Origin of the sequence: Actinomadura sp. 6N118, from assembly GCF_044326415.1 — a bacterium.
Lineage (GTDB): Bacteria > Actinomycetota > Actinomycetes > Streptosporangiales > Streptosporangiaceae > Spirillospora.
In genome coordinates this window covers 578,729-590,775 of the sequence record NZ_JBIRAZ010000001.1, presented here as the reverse complement: position 1 = coordinate 590,775, position 12,047 = coordinate 578,729, and the positions used below count along the sequence as shown (strand labels likewise).

The 12,047-nt window shown below is 72.0% G+C and carries 10 protein-coding genes; 5 read left to right on the top strand and 5 right to left on the bottom strand.

Features of this window, described 5'->3' with window-relative positions; genetic code table 11:
* Positions 1 to 34: 34 nt before the first annotated feature.
* Both ACH34W_RS02595 and ACH34W_RS02590 read right to left on the bottom strand, forming a co-directional pair.
* Positions 35 to 1,438, bottom strand: coding sequence for an amidase (locus tag ACH34W_RS02595; protein ID WP_395959020.1), 1,404 nt, complete (start codon positions 1,436 to 1,438; stop codon positions 35 to 37).
* The gene (locus ACH34W_RS02590; protein ID WP_395959293.1) at positions 1,435 to 2,367 is read right to left on the bottom strand and encodes a D-2-hydroxyacid dehydrogenase; all 933 of its coding nucleotides are present in this window, start codon (positions 2,365 to 2,367) and stop codon (positions 1,435 to 1,437) included. The genes ACH34W_RS02595 and ACH34W_RS02590 overlap by 4 nt, the downstream gene beginning before the upstream one ends.
* 204 nt (positions 2,368 to 2,571) lie before the next feature.
* Here ACH34W_RS02590 and ACH34W_RS02585 point away from each other — a divergent pair, with 204 nt between their 5' ends.
* From ACH34W_RS02585 to ACH34W_RS02570, 4 genes are all read left to right on the top strand, one after another.
* Positions 2,572 to 3,063 (top strand): DUF3830 family protein, encoded by a 492-nt coding sequence (locus tag ACH34W_RS02585; RefSeq protein WP_395959019.1) that lies wholly within the window; start codon positions 2,572 to 2,574, stop codon positions 3,061 to 3,063.
* A gap of 11 nt (positions 3,064 to 3,074) precedes the next feature.
* A complete protein-coding gene (locus ACH34W_RS02580; RefSeq protein ID WP_395959018.1) occupies positions 3,075 to 3,836 on the top strand; it encodes an Asp/Glu racemase in 762 nt (253 codons plus the stop codon).
* Between the two features lie 123 nt (positions 3,837 to 3,959).
* The gene (locus ACH34W_RS02575) at positions 3,960 to 4,745 is read left to right on the top strand and encodes a maleate cis-trans isomerase (RefSeq protein ID WP_395959017.1); all 786 of its coding nucleotides are present in this window, start codon (positions 3,960 to 3,962) and stop codon (positions 4,743 to 4,745) included.
* Positions 4,729 to 5,385, top strand: a complete 657-nt coding sequence (locus ACH34W_RS02570) for a GntR family transcriptional regulator (protein WP_395959016.1) — start codon at positions 4,729 to 4,731, stop codon at positions 5,383 to 5,385. Before ACH34W_RS02575 ends, ACH34W_RS02570 begins: the two co-directional genes overlap by 17 nt.
* An 88-nt stretch (positions 5,386 to 5,473) precedes the next feature.
* Here ACH34W_RS02570 and ACH34W_RS02565 read toward each other — a convergent pair whose 3' ends face one another.
* The 3 genes from ACH34W_RS02565 to ACH34W_RS02555 all read right to left on the bottom strand — a co-directional run bounded on the left by ACH34W_RS02565 (position 5,474) and on the right by ACH34W_RS02555 (position 11,674).
* Positions 5,474 to 6,310, bottom strand: coding sequence for an expansin EXLX1 family cellulose-binding protein (locus tag ACH34W_RS02565; protein ID WP_395959015.1), 837 nt, complete (start codon positions 6,308 to 6,310; stop codon positions 5,474 to 5,476).
* Between the two features lie 204 nt (positions 6,311 to 6,514).
* The gene (locus tag ACH34W_RS02560; protein WP_395959014.1) at positions 6,515 to 10,993 is read right to left on the bottom strand and encodes an HAD-IC family P-type ATPase; all 4,479 of its coding nucleotides are present in this window, start codon (positions 10,991 to 10,993) and stop codon (positions 6,515 to 6,517) included.
* A gap of 129 nt (positions 10,994 to 11,122) precedes the next feature.
* Positions 11,123 to 11,674, bottom strand: a complete 552-nt coding sequence (locus ACH34W_RS02555) for a TetR/AcrR family transcriptional regulator (protein ID WP_395959013.1) — start codon at positions 11,672 to 11,674, stop codon at positions 11,123 to 11,125.
* 28 nt (positions 11,675 to 11,702) lie between these two features.
* Here ACH34W_RS02555 and ACH34W_RS02550 point away from each other — a divergent pair, with 28 nt between their 5' ends.
* A complete protein-coding gene (locus ACH34W_RS02550) occupies positions 11,703 to 12,011 on the top strand; it encodes a hypothetical protein (RefSeq protein WP_395959012.1) in 309 nt (102 codons plus the stop codon).
* Positions 12,012 to 12,047 lie beyond the last annotated feature (36 nt).

The window sequence follows — 12,047 nt, the reverse complement described above, 5'->3', positions numbered from 1 at the left end:
GTCGACTGACCACACAGTCGACTGACCATCACGGTCAGGTGGGGCCGACGGGGGGCCGGTGGGCGTGCCAGGGGTTTGCGCGTTCGTACGCCGCGCACGTGCTGAGCACCAAGGCGTCGGCATGGCGTGGGCCTACCACCTGCAGGCCGACCGGGAGGCCGGCGGCGGTGAAACCACACGGGACGCTCGCCGCCGGCTGCTGGGTCATGTTGAACGGGTAGGTGAACGGCGTCCAGCCGGTCCAGCGGGCACGGGCGCCCTGCGGTGCCTCCCGTCCGGCCTCGAAGGCGGTGATCGGAAGGGTCGGGGTGAGCAGGAGGTCGTACTCCTCGTGGAAGGTGCCCATGATCCGTCCCAGCCGCACCCGTGTGGCGGTGGCCTCCAGATAGTCGAGGGCCGACAGCCGCGCGCCCTCCTCGATGACCTCGCGCAGCCCGGGGTCCAGCTCGGCGCGGCGGGCCGGGGAGAGAGGCTCGACCACCTTGGCGGCGCCCGCGAACCAGAGGGCCTCGAAGTCGTGCACCGGGTCGTCGAAGCCGGGATCGACCTGCTCCACCTTCGCGCCCAGCTCGGCGAACACGCCGACGGCGGCCGTGACCAGCGCCGCGACCTCCGGCTCGACCGAGGCGTAGCCGAGGGTCGGGCTGTAGGCGACGCGCAGCCCGCCAAGGTCGTCTGGCGGCCGGACCTCCGCGAACGGCGTGGCGGGCGGCGGGAGCGCCGACCAGTCACGGCCGTCGGGTCCGGTGAGGACGTCGAGCATGAGGGCCGCGTCGGCCACGGTCCAGGTGATCGGGCCGACGTGGGCGAGGGTGCCGAACGGGCTCGCCGGATGGTGCGGGACCCGGCCGTACGTGGGCTTGAGGGTGAACGTGCCGGTGAAGGCCGCCGGGATGCGGACCGAGCCGCCGCCGTCGGTGCCCACGGCGAGCGGTGCCAGGCCCGCCGCCACCGCGGCGGCCGCTCCACCGCTGGAGCCGCCGGGGGTGAGCGAGAGGTCCCAGGGGTTCCGGCTGACCCCGGTGAGCGGGCTGTCGGTGACGCCCTTCCATCCGAACTCCGGGGTCGTCGTCTTGCCGACCATCACCGCGCCGTGCTCGCGCAGCCGCGCCGCCGCCGGCGAGTCGTCGGGCCACGGGCCGTCCGGGGAGACCGTCCGGGAGCCGCGGCGGGTCGGATGGCCGCGGGTCAGGAGGATGTCTTTGATCGAGACCGGCACGCCGTCGAGGAGGCCGCACGGCTCGCCCCGCCGCCACCGGTCAGCGGACTCGCGTGCTCGCGAGAGGGCCTCGTCCGCGGTGACCAGGCAGAAGGCGTTGAGTTGTGGATCCAGCTCCGCGATGCGCGCCAGCACGGCCTCGGTGGCCTCGACCGGCGAGATCGTCCCGTCGCGGTAGCCCGCCAGCAGCTCGGTCGCGGTCAGCGCGGTCAGGCTCATCGGGCCCTGCCTTTCTGCTGAGACGGAACGTAGCCGAGCCGTTTGTCGACCACGTTACGGAGCGGCCGGCCGGTGCCACGCCGGTCGAGGTTATCGGCGAACAGGCGGACGAGGTCGTGCCGCCATCCGATCGTGTCGCCGGACATGTGCGGGGACACGATGACGTTCGGCAGGCCCCACAGGGGTGAGGCCTCGTCGAGTGGCTCGGTCTCGAAGACGTCAAGTGCCGCACCGGCGATCCGGCCTTCGCGCAAGGCGTCGATCAGGTCGTTCTCGACCACCAGCTGACCGCGCGCCACGTTGATGAGGCGGGCGGTGGGACGCATCGCTGACAGGGCCGCCTTGTCGATCATGCCGCGGGTGAGCTCGGTCAGCGGTGCGGCCAGGACCACGTAGTCGGCCTGCGCGAGCGTCTCGTTCACTCCGTCCATCGAACGGATCTCGCCGAGGTCGGGATCGGCGGGATCCGCAGTGCGGCCGATGCCGCTGACCTGGAGCCCGGCGGCGGTGAGCTTGCGGCCGATCGCCCGGCCGATGGGGCCGGTGCCGACGACGACCGCGTGGGCGCCGCCGATCCGTTCGGTCTCGCGGTGCCGCCACTGCCTGCGCGCCTGCAGGCCGAGCGTCGTGTGCAGCCCCTTGGCGAAGCAGAGCACGAGGCCCAGCACGTACTCGGCGATCGGCTCATCGAAGACCCCTCGCGAGTTGGTCACGACGACGTCCCCGGCCACCAGCTCGGGGAAGAGCAGCCGATCCACGCCCGCGCTCGCGATGTGCACCCAGTCTGGCCCGCCCTGCTCCGGCCAGGCCGCGGCCAGGGCGTCTGACCAGAAGTCCCACATGAACAGGACATCGGCGTCCGGAAGGGCCTCCGCGAGCTCCGGTTCCCGCACGTAACGGACGTCGGCCAGGCGTTCGATCTCGGCCATGCCGGGCGGCGCGTCATCGCCCCGCAGCACCACCACTGAGTCCACGTGACGCTCCGCCTTCCCACCATGACAGCCGAAGCTTCGCTCGACGCTATTTACGCTGGTCAGGAGTTAACGAGAATGCAACTGCTCGAGGCATTGACACGCTATGAACGCTTCGTAGGATTGTCAACAATCAGCGCGACTACTCAGGCCAGGGTGGGAATGCCAAGGAAGATCAGCATCACGCTCGAGCGCCGCGGCGTCTCCTGCGTCGCAGAACTGCTCGACAAGGACGCACCTCGGACGTGCGAGGCGGTGTGGCAGGCGCTCCCGCTGGGCGGCGACGCCTACCATGCGAAATACGCCCGCAACGAGGTCTACACGATGGTGGAGCGGTTCGGCGAGGAGATAGGCCTCGAGAACCCGACCGTGACACCGATCCCGGGTGACGTCGTCTACTTCTCGTTCCCCGGCGGCATGCTCGACCGGGCGTTCAAGGAGGAGAAGGGCATCGCGGCGCTGCCCGGCGTGATCGATCTCGCCATCTTCTACGGGCGCAACAACCTGCTCCTCAACGGCGATGTCGGCTGGGTGCCGGGCAACGTCTACGCGACCATCACCGAGGGTCTCGATCGCATGGCCGAGGCGTGTAACGACGTCTGGAGGTCGGGAGCCGTCGGCGAACGCCTGGTTTACCAGCGGCACGGGCAATAGCGGTCCCGGCGATGGCACTCGACCCCGCCCTCGTCGTCACCCCGGCGCTACTCGCACAGCAGGGGATCGGAGTCGTCGCGCCCTTCGACTTCGCCCTCGACCGCGAGCTGTGGCGCTGGATGCCCGACGACGTCTCGCTCTACATGACGCGGCTGCCGTACGTCCCGGTCCCGGTGACCGTGGAGATGGCGTCCGCGCTCTCCGATCATTCGATCGTCCGGCAGGCGACCCGCGACGTGCTGACACCCGAGCCGCGGGTGGTCGCGTACGCGTGCGCCTCGGGCAGCTTCGTCCGCGGTGCCACCGGCGAGAGCCGGCTCACCGAGACGATGCTGTCGGCGGGCGCACCGGCGGCGGTGACGACGTCCGGCGGTCTCGCCGAGTCACTGCGCCTGCTGGACGCGCGCCGGATCGCGGTGGTCACCCCGTACATCGACAGCGTGACCGACCGGCTCGTGCACTTCCTGCGGGCGCACGACGTGCAGGTGGTGTCCCGGGTCGGGCTCGGGCTGCTGAGCCATATCTGGAAGGTGGGGTACGGGGAGATCGTCGAGGCGGTCGCCCAGGTGGACCGGCCCGAGGCGGAGGCGGTGTTCATCAGCTGCACGAACGTGCCGACGTACGACATCATCGCGCCGCTGGAACGCATGCTGGGCAAGCCGGTGCTCACCGCCAACCAGGTGACGATGTGCTCGGCTCTGCGGGCCATGGGCTGGACTGCGGCGGGCGACGGCCAGTCGCTCGTACGGCTCAGCGGCACGACCGCCGTGTGAACCGTCTCCTCGGCTGATCGGCCCGGCTGCCCGGCTGCTCGGCCGAACGCCCGTACCACGCGATGGTAATATTGTTGACAATCTACGGATCGGTCGAGCTACCGGACGCCGGACGGAGGATCGATGGGGAACGGTGTCGGATCTGGTGTCGGATCTCCCGGTGTCGGATCTCCCGGTGTCGGCTTCCTCTATCCGGGGTTCAGCGCCGAGGACGACTATCCGGCGATCGAGCGGATGCTGGGCGAGGTCCGCCTGCCGGTCGTGCACACGACCATGCGGGAGGACGCTCACCGGGTCGACGCGCTCCTCGACATCGGCGGTCCCGACGTGCTCGCCGAAGGCGCCCGCGAGCTGCGTGCGCTGGGCATCGAGGCAGCCGTCTGGGCCTGCACCAGCGGCAGTTTCGTGTTCGGCTGGGACGGCGCCACCGCGCAGGTGGCGGGCGTCCAGGAGGCCGCCGGGGTGCCCGCGTCCAGCACCTCCTTCGCGTTCGTGAACGCGGCGCGCCGGCTGGGCCTGCGGCGGGTCGCGGTCGCGGCCACCTATCCCGCGGACGTGGCCGAGCGGTTCAGCGCGTTCCTGGCGCACGCCGGGATCGAGGTCGTCGCGCTGTCCTGCCGCGGCATCGTCACCGCCGCCGAGGTGGGCACGCTGGGCCGCGCCGAGGTGCTGGACTTCGTCGCCGCCAACGACCACCCTGCTGCAGAGGCGGTGCTGGTGCCCGACACCGCCCTGCACACCGTGTCCTGGCTCGCCGAGCTGGAGGACAGGGTCGGCAAACCCGTGCTCACCGCCAACCAGGTGAGCGTCTGGGAAGGGCTGCGCCTGGCCGGCCGCACGCCCTCACATCCCGGGCTGGGCACACTCTTCGCCACAAAGGAGGGCCCTCACCATGGGCCGACTGGGTGAACTGGAACCCGTCCCCCGCAAGTCCACTGTCGAGATCGTCTACGACGAGCTGCGGTCCGCGATCCTCTACGGCTCGCTGGCGCCCGGCGACCAGCTGGGCGAGGCCGAGCTCGCCGCCCGGCTCGGCATCAGCCGCGGACCGCTGCGCGAGGCCATGCAGCGCCTGGTCCAGGAGGGGCTGCTGCACAGCGAACCCCATCGCGGGCTGTTCGTGATCACGCTGGACGAGAACGACGTCGAGGACGTCTACATGGCCCGCCTCGCCATCGAGCGCGCCGCCTGCATCCTGCTCATGCAGCGCAACCGCGGCGAGGCCGTCGTGCAGCTGAACGAGGCGCTCCAGCAGCTCGTGGAGGCCGCGCGGGAGCGTGACCGGATCAAGATGAGCGATGCCGACCAGGCGTTCCACGAGGTGCTGGTGCGCGCGTCCGGCAGCCCCCGGCTGGAGCGCATGGCGCAGACGTTGCTGGTCGAGACCCGGATGTGCCTGAACGCGTTGCAGGCCAAGTATCCAGAGCCCAAGGAGCTCGTCGAGGAGCACCGGGGCCTCGTCGACGCGATCGCCGACGGTGAGGAGGAGCGCCTGCTCCGCCTCATCGAGGAGCACATGGTCGAATCGATCGCGCGGCTCTGCGGCTGAAGGGCTGCACGGCTGGTCGGCTGGTCGGCTGAACGGCGGGTCGGCTGAACGGCTGGTCGGCTGCGCGGCTGAGCTGATACCCGAAGGGTCAGGAGCAGAGCGAGGTGACCTTGAACGGCGTCGGCGAGGTGGCCGGCCCGGACTCGGGGAGCCGCGCGGAGGGCAGCGTCGAGTTGCCCGGCCGCTTGAACGTCCCGTACAACCGGACCTCGCTGTGCTGGACGGCGGCGGTCTCGAACGCGACCCACCGCAGCACCGCCCGGTTGCCGAAGCGGTCGGTGACGCGCACCCGGTAGGGGCCGTCTCCCGGGGCGGAGATCACCCAGTGGTTGTCCACACCGCGTCGCATGGCCCGCCAGTCACGACCGACCGCGCGCAGCTCGACGCGGCTGATCGGATTGCCGTGGCCGAGGACGAGCAGGGCGAGCCAGATCCGCGTGGAGCCGGGCTTGACGCGGACGGCCAGGCGCGGCACGGGCCGCGGGTCGTGGACCAGGCGGTAGTGGACCGGAATGACGCCCTCGCTCCGGTCGCCGATGCGGGCGAACGCGCGTTCGCTGAGGTCGAGGCGGCCGGGCGGGCAGGCGCGGCACCGGTCGACGACCTGGACGCGCACGACGCCCTCGGGGCCGGCGACCTCGAGATACGAGCCGCACAACGACGCCCGCCCGAACTCCTCGGCCGAGAGCGAGACGTAGTATCCGGTCGGCGACAAGGGGCCCATCGAGCACAACACCTCCGACCAGTCGCGGTGATAGGCGGCGGTGCCCCAACGGGCCGACAGCGGCGCCGGGCGCGTGGCGGGCGCGGGCGCAGGCGGTGGCTGGAAGTCGGCCGATGGCGCGGAGCGCGGCGGCGGGCCGGCGACTGCGGCGCAGGCGGTCTCCTGCAGCCTGATCATGCCGGCGGTCAACGAGAACACCACGATCCCCACCAGCGGTGCCCAGATCCAACGGAACCCAGGTCTGCGGGGCGGTCTCGCGTGCATCGCCTTCCCCCAAAGGTGTGTGGCGACCCTCTGACTCCATCAGGTAATCAGACGAACACGGAGAGTGCCATCGGAAAGCGCGGTTTCGGTGGCGGTGCCCAGGGTCATGAACCGGCATGAACGTGGACTGTCGCCCAGCGCCTAGGCCGCTGACCGGGCGCTCCACCAGGCGTCCAGGCGTTCGATCGCCTGCGGCGCGAACGCGGAGACCCCCATGGCCGCTGCAGCCGAGACGAGCACCTGGGACCAGGCGATCGGCCCCAAGGGGACGCAGCCGAAGAACCGGCTGACCCCCGGCGTCTCGATCACGGCGGCGAGCACCAGGACCGAGGCGGCACAGGTGGCCAGGACGGCCGGGCTCCGCCACCCTGTCTGCAGGGTCTGCGCGAGCTGGGTCATGACGAGCGCGGCCAGACCCATCGTCCCGGCCCGAACGCGGCGTCCGGTGAACCTGCCGCTCTGCCAGGCCAGGATGGCGCCGACGGCGGTCACGACACCGCGTACGGCGATCGCCTCGTTCATCGGATCACCAAGCGGGCCACCGCGCGCCGGGCGTTCGCCATAGCCGTCGCCGTTGGGCGGTGCCAGCGCCACCGCCAGCGCGGGCATCATGTCGGTGAGCGTGTTGACGAGCAGCAGCTGACGGGTGGTGAGCGGAGCCTTGCCGCCGAGCGCGGTGCCGTAGACGGTGAACGCGACCTCGCCCGCGTTCCCGCCGACGAGGATGGACACGGCGTTGCGCACGCTCTCCCAGAGCGTGCGTCCCTCCATCAGCGCGGCGACGATGCCGGGAAGATCTCCGCCGCGCAGGATCAGGTCGGCGGCCGACTGGGCCGCCCGGGAGTCACCGGCGGTGAGGCCGATGCCGACGTCGGCGAGCCGGATGGCGGCGGCGTCGTTGGCGCCGTCACCGGTCATCGCCACGGTCCGCCCGGCCCGTTGGAGCGCCTGGACGATCCGCACCTTGTGCTCGGGACTGACCCGGGCGAAGACGGCGGTTTCCGTGATCCGGGTGGAGCGTTCACGATCGCTGAGCCGGTCCAGCTCGGCGCCGGTCAGCACGTTGCCGGGGTCGGGGATGCCGAGGTCGGCCGCCACCGCCTGGGCGGTGTCGGGATGGTCGCCGGTGATCATCGCGACCCGGATGCCCGCCTCGCTGAGGGTGCTGATCGCGTCGGCCGCCTCCGCGCGCGGGGTGTCGGCGATGCCGAGGAAGCCGACCAGGACCAGATCGAGGGTCTCCCCCAGCTTCTCGGCGTCCTCCAGCTCGTCCTCGGACGGTCTGGCCTCGGCGACGGCGAGGACGCGCAACCCGCGCGAGGCGAGCTTGCGTTCGACGGCATGTGCCTGGTCCCGGCGCTCTTCGGTCAGTGAACGCGTGGTGTTGCCGGACAAGATCTGGTCGCAGCGCTGCAGGACGACCTCCGGAGCGCCCTTGACGGCGACGTACGGCTTGCCCTTGGCGCGCCCTGTGGCTGCGGCGTATCCCCGGCTCGGCTCGAACGGGGTCTCATGCAGGAGCTTCCACTGGGAGTCTTCGCCCGGTTGGGCTTCGGCCGCTTCGAGGACGGCACGGTCGGTGGCGTGCCGCACGTCTCCGTTCTCCGGTTGCGGGCAGGCGCGGAGGGCGGCGGTGAGGACGCGGCGGGCGAGCCGGTCGCCCGCCTCGTCGTCCGAGGTCGCGCCGCTGAGCCGGGTGACGCGGAGCCGTCCCTCGGTGAGCGTGCCGGTCTTGTCGAAGCACAGCGTGTCGACCCGGCCCATCGTGCCGAGCGTGCGGGAGCTGCGTACCAGAACGTTGCGCCGGGTCAGGCGGCGTGCCGCGGCGAGCTGGGCGACGGTCGCGACGAGCGGCAGCCCTTCGGGCACGGCGGCGACCGAGACGGCCACGCCGGACTCGACCGCCTGCCGCACGGGTACTCCGCGCAGCAGCGACAGGGCGCTGACCAGGGCACCGCTGATCCCGGTGACGGGCAGCGAGACGCGGGTGAGCTCGTTCAGCTGTGCCTGGACCCCGGACGGCGCGGCGCCGCGTCCGGCCAGCGCGGCGGCACGCCCCGCTTGGGTGGCGGCTCCGGTGGCGACCACGACGGCGTACGCCCGGCCGGCGAGGACGGTGGTGTCCTCGTACAACATGCAGGAACGTTCGGCCAGGTCGGCGCCGGGCATCGCCTCCAGCGCCTTGGTGACCGGCTGCGACTCTCCGGTGAGCGTCGCCTCGTCCACCTCCAGATCGTCGACTTCGAGGAGGCGCGCGTCGGCCGGGACGACATCGGACGGCCCGATCGCGATGATGTCTCCCAAACGCAGTTCGGCGGCCGGGATGGAGTCGTACGGCGCCCATCCCTGCTGCGCTTGCAACTCCGGCGCCGTGCCCTCCTCGCCCTTGTCGCGCCGCACGCGGCGGGCGGGGGCGCGCTGGCCGAGCAGGAGGCCGCGGAGGACGTGCTCCGCGCGGGCCCGCTGGACGCCGCTGATCAACGCGTTCCCCGTCATGACGCCGCCGACCAGGGCGGCGTCCACGCCGGAGCCGACGACGGCGGACGCGGCGGCGCCCAGGACGAGGACCGGGGTGAGCGGGTCCCGCAGCTCGTGCCCGACGGACTTCGCGACCTCGGTGACCGCCTGCACCGGCCGGGATGGGCGGCGAGCCGGTCTGCGCGGGACGGCGTCCTCGCCCGGACGGAGCCCGAGCGCACGTTCGGCGGCCTGTTCGGGGTCGAGCGCGTGCCACGGGACGCGCGGCAGCGGATCGGGTGGCGTGCGGGCCGCAAGCCGCCGCGCCGAGACCACGCCGCCGAGCATCGCCATCACGGCGGCGCTGTGCACAGGTGCCAGGTCGAGTGGCGAGGTGGCGCGGCGGCCGGTCACCACCAGCAGGGTGCCGAGGGACGAGCCGCCCACGGCCAACCGGACGGCCCGCCTGCTCGCCTCGTGCGCGGTGCCGACCGCGCCGAGCAGGTGCCAGACCTGGTCGAGCCCGCCGGTGCAGATCAGGTCGGCGCCCCAGCAGACACGTTCACCAGGCCGTGTCGCTCCGATGCCGACGTCGGCGGCGAGGGCGGCGTCATCGTCGGAGGTGGTCACCACGAGGACGCCGTGGCCGCCGTGGCCGTCGTCGCGCTGCAGTTCGCGTACGTGCTCGGACAGCGGGATCCCCGCGTCGAGCACGTCGTCAACCAGCGGGGCGAACTCGGCCGTCGAGGCGTGCTCGGTCAGCAGGACCCGGGCGCCGCTGTCACGCACGGCGGACGGTAGTGCCTCGGCGAGCGGATCGAGCCCGGGCCCGACGAGCACCTCGCCCAGCGCCGTCCCGTCCTCCTCGACGACCCGGAGCCGGGTGCCGCCCGGCGGCGCCGCCCCGCCCTTGCCCGTCTTTCCCTTGACACGTTGGAACCGCCGCCCGTCGGCGCCGGGCTCCCCTTTCAGATCGGGGTCCGAGCCGAGCAGCCGGGTCGCCGCCCGCCACACCTCGGGTCCGTCCGCTTCGAGGATCTCCAGGGTGTCCCGGCACAACACCGGCGAGTCGATGATCACCGCGCTCATCCGGTCCAGCCGCCGGTAAGCCGAGCCGTCGAGCGCGACCACTCCCCTGCGGCTGAACTCCCGGTCGAGCGTCGCCGCGAACCCGGCCCGGCCCAGCCGGGCGGCGCGCGGCACCATCGCGAGCGCGACGTCGGCGGCGGTGGCGGGGGCACGGGTCAGGGCGAGCACCGCGCCCGCCCCTGCCAGGGCCCCCATCGCGGCACGATCACCGCAGGTCTCGATCGGCCCGGCCGGGAGCGGGCACGGCCGTTCCTGCCGCTGCGCGGCCTCCGCCGGCAGGCCGGCCGAGCACAGCTGCTCCTCGAAGTCACACCACGTCGCGCGGCGCGTGGTCAGCTCGGACAGCTGGATCACGCGGTTCACGGCGTCCACGGCCAGCGCGGCGGGCTCCTGGGTGAAGCCGTGCATGGCGGCGTTGCCGGCGGCGAGCACCAGGTCGGTGCCGTGCGGGCCGATCCGCGTCTCCAGCTGCTCGCGCAGGCGGTGCTGGTTGTCCATCCAGGTCAGCGCGATACGCGCCCCCCTGGGCAGCCGCGGCAGCCGGATGAACTTTCCGGTCGTGGCCAGCGCGAACGCGGTGCAGTCGGAGGCCAGCGCGATCGCCTCGGCCGTGATCGGCGCCTGGTCGGCCGGATGGGCGTCCATGGGGAACGTCTCGTCCGGGATGTCGTGGGCCTCCTCGACGGACTCGATCGTGTCGATGAGGCGCTCGATCGTGATGCCACCCTCGTCGAAGGCGCACAGAAGCTCGCCGGTCACCGCGTTCACCTCGGCCCACCGCACGCCCTTCAGGCGCTGGACGGCGGAGGCCAGTGCACGGCGCATCTCGTCGGTGTGCTGGCTGCGGCCGCGCAGCTCGATGTACGCCCGCCCGTTCCGCGACCACACGCGGCGCCGTGTCCTGGGGCCCAGGAGGTTGCCCAGGTCGGCGCGGACGGGAATCTCCGCCAGGTCGGCAAGGCCGGGAAGCTTGGGGACCCCAGGGATCTTGTCCAGGCGTGGCAGGGAGGGGTGCGGCAGCGAGGGCAACGGGGGACGAGGGACCCTGCGCGCCGCTGACCGGAGCAATCCCATGTGGCGGGTCACCTTCGATCGAGTTGACGGTGGTGACTCTGCGTACCCCTGTCACCAGCCTCAACACCGATGCGCGGGCGAATTCCCCCAAATTACCGAGAAAGCACAGGTAAAGCCGGGAATGGCGAGTCAGCGGTAGGCGGCGAGGAGCCCGTCGACGAGCGCCCGGAGCCCCTCGGCGTAGGTGTCACGGGCGGAGATCTCCGTCCAGCGGCCGGTCAGCGACGAGAGCCTCGGCAGATCCTCCGAGTCGAGGTCGGCGAACACCCGCTCCCGGAAGGTCGGCCGGTCGTCCTCGGCACGGCGGCGCGCGGCGGCGGACCGGATGATGAGCTCTCCCGCGGTGTAGTACCAGATGCCGCGATAGGCGTAGACGGCGTTCTCGATGGAGAGCCCGCAGGCCATGGCCGCGTCGATGATCGTCTCGTTGTACCAGAGGGCCGTGGGCGAGAAGAGGTCGTCGGCGGTGATGACCTGGACGACCCACGGCACCCGCGCCAGCGTGTCGTGCATCGCCTGCGCGGTGACGATGATGCGTTCGCGCGGGTCGGCAGGCAGTTCGGGGCGGAGCATGCCGCTCGCGATGTCGTCGAGCACGAAGAGGAGCAGCTCCTCCTTGTCGCGCACGTGGTGGTAGACCGCCATCGGTGTGCTGCAGAGGTCCTGCGCGAGCCGCCGCATCGTCAGCTTCTCGACGCCGTCGGTGTCGATGATCCGCCGTGCCGCCGCGATGATCTCCGGCCGCGAGATCTTCGGCGTGGCGCCCGGCGAAGCGGGAACGGCCTCGGGCATCCTCAACAGCGCCCGCCAGCTTGGCGGCGCCATCGGCCTCGCGTCGCTGGCCACCGTCGCCGCCCACAACACGGGCAGCGTGAACGACGGCTACGCGAACGCGCTCATTGTCGCCGCTGGCCTATACGTGGTCGCAGCCGTGGTGGCCGCGACCGTGCTCCCCCGCGCGAAGCACGTCCCGGTGGACGCGGCGGCCGATCTCGTCCCAGCTGCCGAAACGCGCTGATGAACGGAGGCCCGGTGGAGGTCTCCACCGGGCCTG